Source organism: Pseudomonas savastanoi (genome assembly GCF_020917325.1).
Taxonomy (GTDB): domain Bacteria; phylum Pseudomonadota; class Gammaproteobacteria; order Pseudomonadales; family Pseudomonadaceae; genus Aquipseudomonas; species Aquipseudomonas amygdali.
Genome location: NZ_CP076652.1, coordinates 4136797 through 4153109, shown reverse-complemented (window position 1 = coordinate 4153109; position 16313 = coordinate 4136797). Strand labels below are relative to the sequence as shown.

The window sequence follows — 16313 nt, the reverse complement described above, 5'->3', positions numbered from 1 at the left end:
ACCGTCGTCGAGGCAGTCGACAGCCAGGCAGACGCCCAGCAGGAGCTGCCGTTCGCGCTGGTCTACGGGCGTGCGGTCACGCAGATGCCGCTGGACCTGTACATCCCGCCCGACGCGCTGGAGGTCTTTCTTGAGGCGTTCGAGGGGCCGCTCGACCTGCTGCTGTACCTGATCCGCAAACAGAACATCGACATCCTCGATATTCCCGTTGCCGAGATCACCAAGCAGTACATGGGTTACGTCGAGCTGATGAAAACCGTGCGCCTGGAGCTGGCGGCCGAATACCTGGTCATGGCCGCCATGCTGGCCGAGATCAAGTCGCGCATGCTGCTGCCGCGCTCGGCGGAAGTCGAAGAGGAAGAAGGTGACCCGCGCGCCGAGCTGATTCGCCGCCTGCAGGAATACGAGCGTTTCAAGGCCGCTGCCGAAGGTATTGACGGCCTGAGCCGGGTCGGCCGCGATGTCATCGTACCGAAACTGGACGCCCCCGAAGCCCGCGCACGCAAGTTGCTGCCGGATGTCAGCCTTGAAGAAGTGCTGATGTCGATGGCCGAAGTGCTGCACCGTGGCGACATGTTCGAAAGCCACCAGGTCAGCCGCGAGGCACTGTCCACCCGCGAGCGCATGAGCGATGTCCTGGAACGTCTCAAGGGCGGCGGTTTTGTGCCGTTCGCCGAGCTGTTTACCGCCGAAGAAGGGCGTCTGGGTGTGGTCGTGACGTTCATGGCGGTGCTTGAGCTGGTCAAGGAGTCACTTGTCGAACTGGTCCAAAACGAGCCCTTTGCGGCGATCCATGTCCGGGCGCGAGCCGAGTAGAGCAAGAACACACCCATGAACCTCAACGAACCCCGCGAACTGGCCCCGCTGCTTGAAGCATTTCTGCTGGCCTCCGGAAAGCCGCAGACACTGGAGCGGCTTTATGAGCTGTTCGAAGAGGGCGAGCGTCCCGAACCGCCGGTGTTCAAAAAAGCGCTGGAGGTGCTGCGTAAGTCTTGCGAGGGGCGTGCTTTCGAACTCAAGGAGGTCGCTTCGGGTTATCGCCTGCAGATTCGTGACCGGTTTTCCCCCTGGGTCGGACGGCTGTGGGAAGAGCGGCCGCAGCGTTACTCCCGCGCCATGCTGGAAACCCTGGCCTTGATCGCTTATCGCCAGCCGATCACGCGGGGCGAAATTGAGGAGGTGCGCGGTGTTGCGGTGAACAGCCACATCGTCAAGACCCTGCTGGAACGCGAGTGGATTCGGGTGGTGGGCTATCGTGACGTGCCTGGCAAGCCGGCGATGTTCGCGACCACCAAGGGGTTTCTGGACCACTTCAACCTCAAAAGCCTCGATGAGCTGCCACCGCTGGCCGACCTGCGCGAGATGGAAACCGAGCCGGTCCTGGATTTCGAAGACGCCCCCGTACCCGCGCACCTGCAAGCCCTGGCCGACGCCAGCCTCGACCCGGACGCAGAGCCCGAAGCGCCTCGCGACGAAACCAGCTTCCGCAGCCTGCTGGTGGAGCTGGATTCGATGGAGCAGGGCCTAAAGACCGATTTCGACGACCTGCTGCGGGCGGAGCCAGAGCCTGAAGACGACAAAGGCGACGATGAGGTCTGATTGACTCGCGCTCCCACGCTGAAGCGTTCAGCGTGATAAACAAGTCTCGTGGGAGCGAGCTTGCTCGCGAAGGCGATGGTGCAGGCTCGCTATTTTCGGACTCTGTAAGGGCCCTTTCGCGAGCAAGCTCGCTCCCACAAGACCTGTATGTAGCCATGAGCGTTCTGCGTCCTCTTGATACCTCGTCCTGGAGCGTGCAGAACGATAATCAGGACTGTAGTGCCAACGCCCAGCGCACTTCGGTCGAATTCATACGCCAGCCCAGGGTCACATCTGATACCACTCGCCATGAGAGCCGCTGCCCATGAGTTCGACCAAGAACCCCTGCATCAGTCTGTGCAAGTTCGATGATGATATCTGCCTGGGCTGTGGCCGCAGCAAGCGTGAAATCAAGGCCTGGAAGAAACTCGACAAGGATGACAAGCGCACGGTACTCGATGAGTCCGCCAAGCGGCTGGCGAAGCTCAAGACCGCCGGTCGTAAAAAGAAGAAGTGATTCGGGCATTTGCCACTGACGCTGGATGCGTAAACCGGCGTAGGGGCGTATGATGGCCGACCCTCGGCGATCAAGTGTCGCCCGGGCTTTCAAGTATTTCGCCCTGCCGCTATCCACAGCGCGCCGGGCACAGGTCTTGCCGGTTCTCGGCCAGCCCTGATTCGACACACCGGGAGGTGCCCAGATGAGTGAAAAAGACAAGCAGGACAGCCAGGAAATCGGACCCGCAGGCGAAAAGCTGCAGAAGGTTCTGGCGCGCATTGGCGTGGGTTCACGCCGTGACGTAGAAGCCTGGATTACCCAAGGCCGCATCAAGGTCAATGGCAAGGACGCGACCCTCGGTCAACGCGTCGACCTGCATGACGCCATCAGTGTCGATGGTCGCGTCATCAAGCGCGAAGAAGCAGCCGAAACGGTTCGCCGCGTGATCATGTACAACAAGCCCGATGGCGAAATCTGCACCCGTGACGACCCTGAAGGCCGTCCGACCGTGTTCGATCGTCTGCCGCGCCCAAAAGAGGGTCGCTGGATCAACATCGGCCGTCTCGACATCAACACCACCGGTCTGCTGATGTTCACCACTGACGGTGAGCTCGCCAACCGTCTTATGCACCCATCGTTTGAAATGGACCGCGAATACGCGGTTCGTGTGCGTGGCGAAGTCGATGATGACATGCTGCTGCGCCTCAAGAATGGTGTGATTCTTGAAGACGGTCCGGCACGTTTCACCGACATCCAGCAGGCACCAGGCGGCGAAGGTTTCAACCACTGGTATCACTGCGTGGTGATGGAAGGTCGTAACCGTGAAGTACGCCGTCTCTGGGAATCCCAAGGGCTGGTTGTCAGCCGTCTGAAGCGTGTGCGTTACGGGCCGGTGTTCCTCAACTCCGACCTGCCGATGGGCCGCTGGCGCGAAATGAGCCAGTACGAAGTCGACATTCTGGCGGCCGAAGTCGGTCTGCAACCTGTGGCCCAGCCGCAGATGAATGCCAAGACCAAAGACAAGATGGAGCGTCTGCAGCGTCAATCGTCGCGCCCTCTGGGCAAAGGCGAGCGCGTTCGCACCTTGCGTCCGGCTGCTGGCGCTCCGGCGACCGGCGATCGCGCACCGCGTCAGCCGCAAATTACCGGCAGCGAACGCGATCGTCCGCGTGGCGGCGATTCCACGCAGCGTCCTTCGCCGCGCAAGGATTCGGGCAAGCCCGGTTCGCGTGCACCGCGCCCGGCGGACAACAGCCGTGGCACACCGGTCGCCGAGCGTCCTAGCGAGATGAACAAGCGTCCTGCCAAGCCTGGGCCAAAGCGTGTTGGCATCAAGCTGGTCAACGACGATGCACCGTCAGGCAAGCGTCGCGGTCCACCGGCAGGTTCGGGTCAGCGCCCTGGCTTCGGTCGTCGCAAGCCTGAGTGATCCTGTGGTGTGAATGAATGGCAACGCCAGCCCCGAGGGCTGGCGTTGTCGTTTAGGGCGATGTGAGAAACCTTGTCATACAGCCCCGGCGCATTCATTTCCCTGTTTCAAACCTCAACCTGTATGCAGGTGTACAATGCCGCGCTTTTTTCTGTGAATCATTGCTGCTCAATGCTTCGGATTACCCGTCCGGGGTGCTGCAATTCTGTTGCGCCACGAGCGCGGCAGGTCCTTTTCGGTCACAGAACAAGAACAATCAGGTAGCTATCGAATGAGTGAAACAACTGCACCTTCGGGTGAATTGAAGCGCGGTCTGAAGAATCGGCACATTCAGCTGATTGCTCTGGGCGGCGCTATCGGCACTGGCTTGTTTCTCGGGTCGGCGGGCGTGCTGAAATCGGCCGGGCCTTCGATGATTCTCGGTTATGCGATTTGTGGCTTCATCGCTTTCATGATCATGCGCCAGCTGGGCGAGATGATCGTCGAAGAACCGGTCGCCGGGTCGTTCAGCCATTTTGCCCACAATTATTGGGGCGGTTTTGCCGGGTTCCTGTCTGGCTGGAACTGCTGGCTGCTGTACATCCTGGTCGGTATGTCGGAGTTGACTGCTGTCGGCAAGTACATTCATTACTGGCTGCCGGACATCCCGAGCTGGGTTTCAGCGGCTGCGTTCTTCATTCTGATCAATGCCATCAACCTGACCAACGTCAAGGTGTTCGGCGAGACCGAGTTCTGGTTCGCGATCATCAAGGTGGTGGCGATTATCGGAATGATTGCGCTGGGCAGTTACATGCTGGTCAGTGGCAGTGGCGGCCCGCAGGCGTCGGTCAGCAACCTCTGGGAACACGGCGGATTCTTTCCCAATGGTGTCGGCGGGCTGGTCATGGCGCTGGCAATCATCATGTTCTCGTTTGGCGGCCTGGAAATGCTCGGCTTCACCGCTGCCGAGGCCGAACAGCCGAAGACCGTGATCCCCAAGGCGATCAATCAGGTCATCTACCGCATTCTGATTTTCTATATCGGCGCACTGGTTGTGTTGTTGTCGCTGACGCCCTGGGACAGCCTGCTGGCCAGCCTCAATGCCTCGGGTGACTCCTATAGCGGCAGCCCGTTCGTGCAGGTGTTCTCGATGCTGGGCAGCGATGCGGCGGCGCATATCCTGAACTTCGTGGTACTGACTGCAGCGCTGTCGGTCTATAACAGCGGCACTTATTGCAACAGCCGCATGTTGGTAGGCATGGCCGAGCAGGGCGATGCGCCCAAAGCGCTGGCGCAGGTCGACAGGCGCGGGGTGCCGGTCAAGGCTATCTTTGCGTCTGCCGCGGTGACCGTGGTGGCGGTTCTGCTCAATTACTTCGTGCCGCAGCAGGCACTGGAATTATTGATGTCGCTGGTAGTGGCCACACTGGTCATCAACTGGGCGATGATCAGCTATTCGCACCTGAAATTCCGCCAGCACATGAACCGCACCGCCCAAGTGCCGTTGTTCAAGGCGCTGTGGTATCCCTACGGCAACTACGTGTGTCTGGCGTTTGTGCTGTTTATCCTCGGCATCATGCTGATGATTCCCGGCATCCAGATATCGGTTTACGCGATACCGGTCTGGCTGGCGGTCATGTGGGTGTGTTATCGAGCCAAGAACAGGCGTAGCGTTGTCGTGAATGCCAAGACTGGCAAATAACCGTGCCTGTAGCAGAAAAGAAGATGCCCCGATGCTGGTGATTTCCAACAATGTCCATCTGCCGGACGCCGAGATCGAATTGACTGCTATCCGTGCCCAGGGCGCAGGAGGGCAGAACGTCAACAAGGTCTCCAGCGCCGTGCATTTGCGTTTCGACATCAACGCCTCGTCGCTGCCGCCGTTCTACAAGGAGCGGCTGCTGGCGTTGAGTGACAGTCGCATCACCAGCGATGGTGTGATCGTGCTCAAGGCCCAGCAATACCGCACTCAGGAACAGAACCGCGCCGACGCGTTATTGCGCTTGAGCGAACTGATCGTCAACGCCGCCAAAGTCGAAAAGAAACGCCGCCCGACACGGCCGACCCTGGGTTCCAAGACCCGCCGTCTGGAGTCCAAGAGCAAACGCGGCTCGATCAAGGCCGGACGCGGCAAAGTGGATTTCTGAGTACGGCTGGCCCTTCAAGATCGGACGCAGAGCGTCCAGAACGGCGTTACCACGCGGGAGCGTGGGAACGATCAGCCCGAATATCGTGCGACGCTCTGAGTCGCATGCCTTTCCGGACGCTCTGCGTTCTCTCGGCGACGCAGAGCGTCGAGACCTGCATTCCCACGCTGGAGCGTGCGGAACGATAATCCCAACTATCATGCGTCGCTCCGCGTCGCATGCCGTTCTGGATCGTGGGAACGATGACCGGAACCGATCATCAGTAGCGCAATATCTGCGTCTGCTTGTACAGATAGACGCTCAACGCCAGCCCGGTAAGTGACGCCAGCGCTGCGAACAGGAAGATCGAGACAAAGCCGAAGCCTGCGGCAATCGCGCCTGCCAGTGGGCCGGTGATGCCCAGGGACAGGTCGATGAACAGCGAGTAAGCGCCGACCGCAGCGCCTCGGCTGGAGGCGGGGACGAGGTTCACAGCTTCCACGCCCAGCGCGGGAAACACCAACGAGAACCCGAAACCGGTCAACGCCGCGCCAGCCAGTGCCAGCTCCGGAGTGGGGGCCATCCACAGCAGCAACAGCCCCAGGCTTTCCACTGACAGGCAGACAATCGCCACCCGAAAGCCGCCCAGACGATTGATCAGGTTGCCGAACAGCAGGCGCGCCGCAATGAAGCTGCCACCGAACAGGGTCAGGCACAGCGCCGCATTCGGCCAGTGGTTGCTCGCGTAGTACAAGGTGATAAAGGTTGCGATGGTGCCGAAGCCAATGCCGCCCAGCGCCAGGCCCATGCCGTGTGGAAACACTCGCCCCAGCACATGCATGAACGGCAACCGTTCACCCGGCACAATCGGTGCGGCCTGCTTGTGCCAGGTCAGGTATAAGCCCAGTGCGCAGAGCAGCATGATGCTGACCCCCACTGTCCACAACCCGAGCGAGTTAACCATCCAGACACCCAGCGGTGCGCCGATGGCCAGAGCGCCGTAGCTGGCGATACCGTTCCAGGAGATCACTTTTGCAGTGTTCTGCGCGCCGACCCGGCCAATGCCCCAGCCAATCGAACCCGAACCTACCAGACTTTCCGCGCTGCCGAGAATCACCCGGCCAATCAGCAGAATGATCAGGCTCGTCATCGGCCAGCTGTCCAGCCAGACCGGCACCAGCATGAATATACCGCTCAGCCCGCAGCCGGTCAGGCCGATCTGCACGGCTTTCTTGCTGCCCAGATTGTCGATGATGCGGCTCGCCCACGGCCGACTGATCAACGTCGCCAGGTACTGCACGCTGATCACCAGGCCTGCGATAACCGCGCCGAAGCCCAGATCGCTGTGGACGTAGCCTGGCAATACGGCAAGCGGAATACCGATATTCAGGTAGCCGATGAACGTGAACATCACGATGGAAATGACGGTCTGGGTAACAGCCATAGGGGTTTGCGGCGTGGTTTGCTGTGTCTCGGGCATGGGGCAGGCTTTCGTTCTGTGCGGGTATGGCGTTCGAGCGGGCAGGGAAAAACCCTTAGCAAGCTCTCGAAGTGCTCATCATACCGACGCATCGCGAGGTGCAGGAGCAACGAAGTGAAATAAACGGCAAATGGGGGGTTATTTGTCTGCCGGGGCTACAAGCTGAGTGGTCACGAGGGCGGCCAAGGCGTTTTCCTGAGTACCGAAACGGGCGAGCAGGGCGCTCTGTTTTTCCGGGCTGAGGCGTGACCAGATTTCGATCATTTTCTCGGCGGTGCCAATCAGGGCGTTGGCTTGCGTTTCAGTGAAGTCGCTCATAAAAATCTGCTGTTTGCCTGTTGCTGGTTTTCCAGGCGTATTGAAAATCGGCAGAACCGTTTTTCGATACGCCTGAAAACAATCGCCTTCAGTCTTTGCTTCCGGCTTTCTGGCTGTCTTGAGCCGAGGGTGCTGCTTTCATTGCGACAGGTTGACCAAGCTCCTGTTGAGCCAGGGTCGACTGTTGTGGTTCCTGTTGGCCTGGTGGGAAGTTAGGGATTTCATGCATCGTCGTCGCTCCTCGCAAGGGGTTGCAGATAGAACCGTGCTTTAAAAAAGCCTGCGCAGGATACCCCACTGAAAATGACAATCAGGATATTTTTTATCCTCATTGGCCTGTCAGCGAAACAAAATCGCATTTTCACTGTCCGGGCCCATGCCTTGCGAGTCGCTGCACGCTTTGGTTTTACTGCGTTATGGCTGCATCAGGGCGCAATAACCTTCGTAGACCTTCTCGCAAAAATTATTTGCGGCCCTCGGCGCCACGGGCCACTTCATCGGTGCGCGCGGCCATGATGAAGTCGTTGCGGTGCAGCCCTTTGATCGAATGACTCCACCAGGTCACCGTCACTTTGCCCCATTCGGTCAGCAGGCCTGGATGGTGGCCTTCAGCCTCGGCAATCTCGCCGACCGCGTTGGTGAACGCCAGGGCGAATTTGAAATTCTTGAACAGGAACACTTTTTCCAGCTGCATGACGCCGTCGCGGACTTCGATGTTCCAGTCGGGGATCTGCTTGAGCAGTTCCGGCAGCTCGGCTTCGCTGACTTGTGGGGCGTCTGCTCGGCAGGCTTCGCAATGGGCTTGATTCAAGGTGCTCATAAACAGGGTTTCCTTTTCATATACCTGGCCGCATTTCAGGCCGCGTGGCTTTTGGTTTTAGGTGGGAATTTCGGGGCGTGCAAGCCCAACTGCATGCCCTGTTCTACCAGCGTCATGATGTCTTCCTGCGCCAGGTCGAACAGGCGCTTGAGGCTTGGCAGAACAAAATACAGCGGTTGCAGAATGTCGATGCGGTATGGAGTGCGCATCGCTTCAAGCGGGTCGAATAGCTGGTGTTCGGGAGCCGACGACAGGCTGTACACCGCTTCCTTGGGCGAAGAAAGAATACCGCCGCCATAGATCTTGCGCCCGTGTGGTGTATCGACCAGGCCAAACTCGATGGTCATCCAGTACAGACGGGCCAGATACACACGTTGTTCCTTGCTCGCGCTCAGGCCAAGTTTGCCGTAGGTGTGGGTAAATTCGGCAAACCACGGATTGGTCAGCAGCGGGCAGTGACCAAAGATTTCATGAAAGATGTCCGGTTCCTGAAGATAGTCCAGCTCTTCCTCGGTGCGAATAAACGTCGCCACCGGGAAGCGCTTGCTGGCCAGCAGTTCAAAGAACGTCTGGAAGGGGATCAGCGCTGGCACTCGCTCAACCTGCCAGCCGGTGGTCGCACCCAGCACCTTGTTGATTTCTCCCAGCTGCGGAATACGCTCATGGGGAAGGCCCAGTTGCTCGATACCGTCCAGATACTCCTGACAGGCCCGACCTTCAATGATCGTCATCTGCCGGGTAATCAAGGTGTTCCATACCGCATGTTCGGCAGCTGTGTAATCAATGAAGCCCGAAGCGTCCGGCTCGCGTGCCACGTAAAGCGTCTGGGCCATGCTGATGTCCTCGAAAGGCTGCTCTTGTGAAGTATTTTTGTAAAAGCCTGCCTGCAGGAATAACCCGCTTTCGACGATGGGTCTGCCTGTGAAAGTCGTCGCGCTCCCGTCCTGTCGCCAGATTTCGTAACGAAAACTTTACGAATGATTCCCGTGGGTCAGGAATTCAGCAGATTGCTCTCTCGCGAAGCGTGCGTCTGTAACGTATTGTTGACGGAAAACTTTGCCACTCTCTAAAAAAACCATGCTCACAGGGGCGAATGAATCATGCGCATCAAGGTGCATTGCCAGAACCGGATCGGCATTCTTCGCGACATTCTCGATCTGTTGGTGGCCTACGGCGTCAACGTGGCGCGTGGTGAGGTGGGGGGCGAGCATGGCGACGCTATCTATCTGCATTGCCCGAACCTGATCAATCTGCAGTTTCAGGCCCTGCGCCCGAAGTTCGAGGCGATCACCGGTGTATTCGGCGTCAAGCGTGTCGGGCTGATGCCCAGCGAGCGTCGGCACATGGAGCTCAACGCCTTGCTCGGTGCGCTGGAGTTCCCTGTGCTGTCTATCGACATGGCCGGCGCAATCGTCGCAGCCAATCGCGCAGCCGCGCAGTTGCTGGGTGTGCGGGTCGATGAAGTGCCGGGGATACCTTTGTCGCGCTATGCCGAGGATTTCGACCTGCCTGAGCTGGTGCGGGCCAGCCAGTCGCGGATCAACGGCCTGCGGGTCAAGGTGCGCGGCGATGTGTTTCTGGCTGACATCGCCCCGTTGCAATCGGAGCACGATGACAGCGAAGCCATGGCCGGGGCCGTACTGACCCTGCACCGCGCTGATCGGGTCGGTGAGCGCATTTACCATGTGCGCAAGCAGGAGTTACGCGGCTTTGACAGCATCTTTCAGAGTTCGAAGGTCATGGCCGCGGTCGTCCGCGAGGCGCGGCGCATGGCACCACTGGATGCGCCGCTGCTGATCGAGGGCGAAACCGGCACCGGCAAGGAATTGCTGGCCCGTGCCTGTCACCTTGCCAGCCCGCGCGGCCAGTCACCGCTGATGGCGCTCAACTGTGCCGGGCTGTCGGAGTCCATGGCCGAGATTGAGCTGTTCGGCTATGACCCCGGTGCGTTCGAAGGCGCGCGAGCGGAAGGCCGACTCGGGCTGCTGGAGCTGACAGCAGGCGGCACGTTGTTCCTTGATGGCGTGGGTGAGTTGAGTGCGCGTATGCAGGCCAAGCTGCTGCGTTTCATTCAGGACGGCAGCTTTCGCCGGGTCGGCAGCGATGAGGATATGTTTCTCGATGTGCGTGTGATGTGTTCGACCCAGGTCGACCTGTCAGAGCTATGCGCCCAAGGGGTTTTCAGGCAGGACCTTTATCATCGCCTCAATGTGCTGTCGCTGCACATACCGCCGTTGCGCGATTGTCTGGACGGTCTTGAGCCGCTGGTGGAACACTTTCTGGATCACGCCAGCCGCCAGATCGGCTGCCCGTTGCCAGGCATTGCGCCGGCTGCCATCAAGCGCCTGAGTCAGTACCACTGGCCCGGCAATGTAAGGCAATTGGAAAATGTATTGTTTCAGGCTGTATCGCTGTGTGACGGCAGCAAGGTACAGGCCGAGCATATTCGTTTGCCGGATTACGGTGTGCGGCCAGGGCTGAGCGATATGTCTCTGGAAGGGGGGCTGGACGCTATTATCGGGCGTTTCGAAAAATCGGTGCTGGAACATTTATATGTGCAATATCCCAGCAGTCGCCAATTGGGCAAACGCCTGGGGGTGTCACATACAACCATTGCCAACAAGTTGCGTGGTTATGAGTTGGGGCGTGAGTCAGGCCGGCACGCAGCCGATCAACAATCCGCTGATTGACCGTCCGGCAACCAACGCTCGTGTATACGCCCCGCAATCAATATCTGCGAGGCGTCGAGCACGGGTCGCAACAGCGAAAAGCATCAACCGTTGCTGCAGCCGTTGCCCATCACCTGGTAGCTCATGGTGTGCCGTGCGCCTTGCGAGTCTTCATAGACCATGCGCGCCGGGACCACTTCGCAGACATTGGGGATCTGGCTGATGGAAATAACCCGGGCGATATCCAGATGAGTGCCATACGTGTATTGCTCGACACGGGCTTGGTGGGCAGCAACTTTGGTCTGCGATTCTTCGGCCATGGCGAAGCTGCTGACACCGCACAGTGCCAATGTCACTAATAAAGCTTTCATTGTGTTTTACCTTTTTGAAAGTGAGCGCGTGCGCATCACGCTTTTAGCGTCATGTGCGAACTCTGTTTGATATCTAGAAGCGGGCTGCGTGGGGGCAGCTGATAGTTGCCGTGTTGGCGAGATGAATTCTAGGCCTGTTGCAAGGCGACATATATAAAGACTTTGGATAAGCGCTTTCATCAAAACGGTAATAATCCGGAGGCAGCCTGAGGCTCCGGCCTTGCCCGGTAATACCAACGTCGAATGGCCCCACCGGGTGGGGCGGGATACAACGGGTGCATAAAACAACAACTATCCACCGAGGTAACCAAGATGAGTGCAGCTTCCCTGTACCCCGTCCGCCCAGAAGTCGCAGCGACTACGCTGACGGATGAAGCGACCTACAAGGCCATGTACCAGCAGTCGGTGGTCAACCCTGATGGTTTCTGGCGTGAACAGGCTCAGCGCCTCGACTGGATCAAACCTTTCAGTGTGGTCAAGCAAACCTCGTTCGACGACCATCGTGTCGATATCAAATGGTTCGCCGACGGTACGCTGAACGTTGCCTATAACTGCCTGGATCGCCATCTGGCAGAGCGCGGCGACACCATTGCCATCATCTGGGAAGGCGATGACCCTTCCGAGCACCGCGAAATCACCTACCGCGAGCTGCACGCCGAAGTCTGCAAGTTTGCCAACGCACTGCGCGGCCAGGACGTGCACCGTGGTGACGTCGTCACTATTTACATGCCGATGATCCCCGAGGCTGTGGTCGCCATGCTGGCGTGCGCCCGGATCGGTGCGATTCACTCGGTGGTATTCGGCGGTTTCTCGCCCGAAGCGCTGGCTGGGCGGATTATCGATTGCAGTTCCAAAGTGGTTATTACTGCCGACGAAGGCCTGCGCGGTGGCAAGAAGACTGCGCTCAAGGCGAATGTCGACCGTGCCCTGACCAACCCGGAAACCAGCAGCGTGCAGAAGGTCATCGTCTGCAAACGTACCGGTGGCGAAATCGAGTGGAACCGTCATCGTGATATCTGGTACCACTCGCTTCTGGAAGTGGCCTCCAGCACCTGCGCGCCAAAAGAGATGGGGGCCGAAGAGTCGCTGTTCATCCTTTACACCTCGGGCTCGACCGGCAAACCCAAAGGCGTGTTGCACACCACTGCGGGTTATCTGCTTTACGCGGCGCTGACCCATGAGCGCGTATTCGACTACAAGCCGGGCGAAATCTACTGGTGCACCGCCGACGTCGGCTGGGTCACCGGGCACAGCTACATTGTCTATGGGCCCTTGGCCAATGGTGCGACCACGCTGCTGTTTGAAGGTGTGCCGAACTACCCGGACATCACGCGTGTGTCGAAAATCATCGACAAGCACAAGGTCAATATCCTCTACACCGCGCCGACCGCGATCCGCGCCATGATGGCCGAGGGCACCAAGTCTGTTGAAGGTGCCGACGGTTCCAGTCTGCGCCTGTTGGGTTCGGTGGGCGAGCCGATCAACCCGGAAGCCTGGGGCTGGTACTACAACACCGTTGGCAAGCAGAACTGCCCGATTGTCGACACCTGGTGGCAGACCGAAACCGGTGGCATTCTGATCAGCCCGCTGCCAGGCGCAACAGCGCTGAAACCGGGCTCGGCAACACGTCCGTTCTTCGGCGTGATTCCGGCGCTGGTGGACAACCTGGGCAACCTCATCGAGGGCGCGGCCGAAGGCAATCTGGTGATTCTCGATTCCTGGCCGGGTCAGTCACGCTCGCTGTATGGCGACCACGACCGTTTCGTCGACACCTACTTCAAGACCTTCCGTGGCATGTACTTCACCGGTGACGGTGCCCGTCGCGATGAGGACGGCTACTACTGGATCACCGGGCGCGTAGATGATGTGCTCAACGTTTCCGGCCATCGCATGGGCACCGCAGAGATTGAAAGCGCGATGGTTGCGCACCCGAAAGTCGCCGAAGCCGCAGTGGTCGGTGTGCCGCATGACTTGAAAGGGCAGGGCATCTACGTCTACGTCACCCTCAACGGTGGCGAAGAACCGAGCGACGCGCTGCGCACTGAGTTGCGCAACTGGGTGCGCAAGGAGATCGGCCCGATTGCTTCGCCTGATTTCATCCAGTGGGCGCCTGGATTGCCGAAGACCCGTTCGGGGAAGATCATGCGCCGTATCCTGCGCAAGATTGCCACCGCTGAGTACGATGCGCTGGGTGACATCTCGACGCTGGCCGATCCGGGTGTGGTGCAGCACCTGATTGACACGCACAAGACCATGAACGCTGCCTGACCTCTCATTGACTGAGCGCGCCTCGTCCGGTGAACGCCGGGCGGGGCGCTTTTGTTTGTGCGGCCCGGTATCGGAAACGAGATATATATCGGTTTGTTACGGGTTTACACGGCGTTGTCGGACGGTGCTTCATTGTGGGACGTTCTCTGGCTTTCTTGTAGGAAGCTGCGACGCATCAGGGCGTTTCATCCGTCATATGGAACGCTGGGCTTGCCGGATTAGAAGGGTTTGCCAATAATGGGCGCGCTTTTTGCTGTTATGACAGGTTTAGCTGGCTCTGCTGGATCAGCATAAATATGCTTCGTCAATAGCTGGTAGTGGGTTTTTCGGTGCATCTGTAACTAGTTGTCGCATTGAAGAAATATCGACTTCGAGCCTGTCGTTAAAATGCCCGTCAGTCGCCGAAGGTCCGTGAGCCACCAATGCGGTGTCACACCCCCGGCGTCGCTCTCCCCCGAGATTGTCCTTTCGCACATTGGGCGCTTGCTCACTTTGCCACTTGTCGTGCTTTACCGATGGAGTCCTGGAAATGAAGAAGCTCATGCTTATTGGCGCGATGGCGTTGTCCGTGCTCGCCCAGCCGATCTTTGCTGATGAAAAACCGCTGAAAATCGGCATCGAAGCGGCTTACCCTCCGTTCGCTTCCAAGGCTCCGGATGGCAGCATCGTCGGTTTTGACTACGACATCGGCAATGCGCTGTGTGAAGAAATGAAGGTCAAGTGCACCTGGGTCGAGCAGGAATTCGACGGTCTTATCCCCGCGCTGAAAGTGCGCAAGATCGACGCGATCCTTTCGTCCATGTCGATCACCGACGACCGCAAGAAGTCTGTGGATTTCACCGGCAAGTACTACAATTCCCCGGCCCGTCTGGTCATGAAAGACGGCACCGTGATCAGCGACAGCCTGGCGGAACTCAAGGGCAAGAAAATCGGTGTGCAGCGCGGTTCGATCCATGAGCGTTTCGCCCGTGAAGTTCTTGCTCCCAAAGGTGTGGAAGTGACGCCGTACGGTTCGCAGAACGAAATCTACCTGGATATCGGTGCGGGTCGTCTGGATGGCACTATTGCCGACGCCACCCTGCTGCAGGACGGTTTCCTGAAGACCGACGCAGGCAAGGGTTACGCGTTCACAGGTCCATCGTTTACCGACCCGAAATACTTCGGTGACGGCATCGGCATCGCCGTGCGCAAGGGTGACAAGGCCAACCTTGAGCGCCTGAATGCCGCCATTGCAGCCATCCGTGCCAACGGCAAGTACAAAGCGATTCAGGACAAATATTTCGACTTCGATATCTACGGCAAGTAAGTCGTCATACCGATCCTGATCAATGGCGCAAACAGAATTGCCTGGCTTGCGCCATTTTTATTCCACGCTTGAGGACCGCACATCATGTTGAAAGGTTACGGAGCTGTCATCCTCGAAGGTGCCTGGCTGACGTTGCAGCTGGCCCTGTCGTCGATGGCTCTGGCGATCGTTCTCGGTCTGATCGGCGTGGCGCTTCGTTTGTCGCCGGTACGCTGGATTGCCTGGCTGGGCGATCTGTACAGCACGGTCATTCGCGGCATTCCCGATCTGGTCCTGATATTGCTGATTTTCTACGGCGGTCAGGACCTGCTTAACCGCGTTGCGCCGCTGCTGGGTTTTGATGACTACATCGATCTTGACCCCTTGCTGGCCGGGATCTGCACTCTGGGCTTCATTTTTGGTGCCTATCTCTCGGAAACCTTTCGCGGTGCGTTCATGGCCATCCCCAAGGGGCAGGCCGAAGCAGGCATGGCGTATGGCCTGAGCAGCGGCAAGGTGTTCTTCCGCATTCTGGTGCCGCAGATGATTCGTCTGGCGATCCCCGGTTTCACCAATAACTGGCTGGTCTTGACCAAGGCCACTGCACTGATTTCCGTGGTCGGCCTGCAGGACATGATGTTCAAGGCCAAGCAGGCGGCCGATGCCACCCGCGAGCCTTTCACCTTCTTTCTGGCGGTTGCGGCGATGTACCTGGTGATCACCAGCGTGTCGCTGCTCGCCTTGCGTTACCTCGAAAAACGCTACTCGGTAGGCGTCAGGGCGGCTGACCTATGATCTTTGACTACAACGTGATCTGGGACAGCCTGCCGCTGTACTTCGGCGGTTTGCTGACCACCCTGAAACTGCTGGCGATTTCCCTCGCGTTCGGGCTGCTCGCGGCGTTGCCGCTGGGCCTGATGCGGGTCTCGAAAAACCCTTGGGTCAATATGCCGGCCTGGCTGTACACCTATGTGATCCGCGGCACGCCGATGCTGGTCCAGCTGTTCCTGATCTATTACGGGCTGGCCCAGTTCGATGCGGTGCGCGAAAGCTTTTTGTGGCCTTGGCTGTCCAGTGCTACGTTCTGTGCCTGTCTGGCGTTCACTATCAATACCAGCGCCTATACGGCCGAGATCATTGCCGGCAGCCTCAAGGCCACGCCGGCCGGTGAAATCGAGGCTGCGCGGGCCATGGGCATGTCGAAGGCCAAAATGTATCGGCGCATTCTGCTGCCGTCGGCCTTGCGCCGGGCGCTGCCGCAGTACAGCAACGAGGTCATCATGATGCTGCAGACGACCAGTCTGGCCTCCATCGTGACCCTGATCGACATCACCGGCGCTGCCCGCACGGTCAACGCGCAGTTCTACCTGCCGTTCGAGGCTTACGTTACCGCAGGCGTTTTCTATCTGTGCCTGACATTCATTCTGGTGCGGCTGTTCAAAATTGCCGAACGCCGCTGGCTGGGCTATCTGGCCCCACGGAAGGTCTGAA

General features: G+C 58.8%; 16 protein-coding genes. 11 read left to right on the top strand and 5 right to left on the bottom strand.

Annotated elements, in window-relative coordinates:
- The first annotated feature begins 117 nt into the window (after positions 1-117).
- From KP808_RS17545 to arfB, 6 genes are all read left to right on the top strand, one after another.
- The gene (locus tag KP808_RS17545) at positions 118-816 is read left to right on the top strand and encodes a segregation and condensation protein A (RefSeq protein WP_170855934.1); all 699 of its coding nucleotides are present in this window, start codon (positions 118-120) and stop codon (positions 814-816) included.
- Between the two features lie 15 nt (positions 817-831).
- Positions 832-1599, top strand: coding sequence for an SMC-Scp complex subunit ScpB (gene scpB / locus KP808_RS17540; protein WP_122257994.1), 768 nt, complete (start codon positions 832-834; stop codon positions 1597-1599).
- A gap of 304 nt (positions 1600-1903) precedes the next feature.
- On the top strand, positions 1904-2095 hold the full coding sequence (locus tag KP808_RS17535) for a DUF1289 domain-containing protein (RefSeq protein WP_005767716.1): 192 nt from the start codon (positions 1904-1906) through the stop codon (positions 2093-2095).
- Between the two features lie 184 nt (positions 2096-2279).
- Positions 2280-3506, top strand: a complete 1227-nt coding sequence (rluB, locus tag KP808_RS17530; protein ID WP_005781848.1) for a 23S rRNA pseudouridine(2605) synthase RluB — start codon at positions 2280-2282, stop codon at positions 3504-3506.
- A gap of 271 nt (positions 3507-3777) precedes the next feature.
- Positions 3778-5187: an amino acid permease gene (locus tag KP808_RS17525; protein ID WP_219169742.1), complete on the top strand. Its 1410-nt coding sequence runs from the start codon at positions 3778-3780 to the stop codon at positions 5185-5187.
- Positions 5188-5218: 31 nt separating this feature from the next.
- Positions 5219-5632 (top strand): alternative ribosome rescue aminoacyl-tRNA hydrolase ArfB, encoded by a 414-nt coding sequence (gene arfB, locus KP808_RS17520; protein ID WP_003314723.1) that lies wholly within the window; start codon positions 5219-5221, stop codon positions 5630-5632.
- A gap of 259 nt (positions 5633-5891) precedes the next feature.
- Here arfB and KP808_RS17515 read toward each other — a convergent pair whose 3' ends face one another.
- The 4 genes from KP808_RS17515 to phhA all read right to left on the bottom strand — a co-directional run bounded on the left by KP808_RS17515 (position 5892) and on the right by phhA (position 9062).
- Positions 5892-7091, bottom strand: a complete 1200-nt coding sequence (locus KP808_RS17515; RefSeq protein WP_230016578.1) for an MFS transporter — start codon at positions 7089-7091, stop codon at positions 5892-5894.
- A gap of 138 nt (positions 7092-7229) precedes the next feature.
- Positions 7230-7409 (bottom strand): hypothetical protein, encoded by a 180-nt coding sequence (locus KP808_RS17510; protein WP_005746724.1) that lies wholly within the window; start codon positions 7407-7409, stop codon positions 7230-7232.
- A 463-nt stretch (positions 7410-7872) separates the two neighbouring features.
- Positions 7873-8229 carry a 4a-hydroxytetrahydrobiopterin dehydratase gene (locus KP808_RS17505; RefSeq protein ID WP_058409642.1) on the bottom strand — a complete coding sequence of 119 codons (357 nt, stop codon included), beginning with the start codon at positions 8227-8229 and terminating at the stop codon, positions 7873-7875.
- Positions 8230-8264: 35 nt separating this feature from the next.
- On the bottom strand, positions 8265-9062 hold the full coding sequence (gene phhA / locus KP808_RS17500; RefSeq protein ID WP_230016577.1) for a phenylalanine 4-monooxygenase: 798 nt from the start codon (positions 9060-9062) through the stop codon (positions 8265-8267).
- A 267-nt stretch (positions 9063-9329) separates the two neighbouring features.
- Here phhA and KP808_RS17495 point away from each other — a divergent pair, with 267 nt between their 5' ends.
- Positions 9330-10919, top strand: coding sequence for a sigma-54-dependent transcriptional regulator (locus KP808_RS17495; RefSeq protein WP_230016576.1), 1590 nt, complete (start codon positions 9330-9332; stop codon positions 10917-10919).
- An 83-nt stretch (positions 10920-11002) separates the two neighbouring features.
- Here KP808_RS17495 and KP808_RS17490 read toward each other — a convergent pair whose 3' ends face one another.
- Positions 11003-11269 (bottom strand): DUF2790 domain-containing protein, encoded by a 267-nt coding sequence (locus tag KP808_RS17490; RefSeq protein WP_122258001.1) that lies wholly within the window; start codon positions 11267-11269, stop codon positions 11003-11005.
- A gap of 312 nt (positions 11270-11581) precedes the next feature.
- Here KP808_RS17490 and acs point away from each other — a divergent pair, with 312 nt between their 5' ends.
- The 4 genes from acs (at position 11582) to KP808_RS17470 (ending at position 16312) form a co-directional block, all read left to right on the top strand.
- On the top strand, positions 11582-13537 hold the full coding sequence (gene acs, locus KP808_RS17485) for an acetate--CoA ligase (RefSeq protein ID WP_002554444.1): 1956 nt from the start codon (positions 11582-11584) through the stop codon (positions 13535-13537).
- Between the two features lie 529 nt (positions 13538-14066).
- Positions 14067-14843 (top strand): ABC transporter substrate-binding protein, encoded by a 777-nt coding sequence (locus KP808_RS17480; RefSeq protein WP_002554443.1) that lies wholly within the window; start codon positions 14067-14069, stop codon positions 14841-14843.
- Between the two features lie 84 nt (positions 14844-14927).
- On the top strand, positions 14928-15617 hold the full coding sequence (locus KP808_RS17475) for an ABC transporter permease (RefSeq protein ID WP_002554442.1): 690 nt from the start codon (positions 14928-14930) through the stop codon (positions 15615-15617).
- Positions 15614-16312: an ABC transporter permease gene (locus KP808_RS17470; RefSeq protein ID WP_002554441.1), complete on the top strand. Its 699-nt coding sequence runs from the start codon at positions 15614-15616 to the stop codon at positions 16310-16312. The genes KP808_RS17475 and KP808_RS17470 overlap by 4 nt, the downstream gene beginning before the upstream one ends.
- The last annotated feature ends 1 nt before the right edge of the window (position 16313 follow it).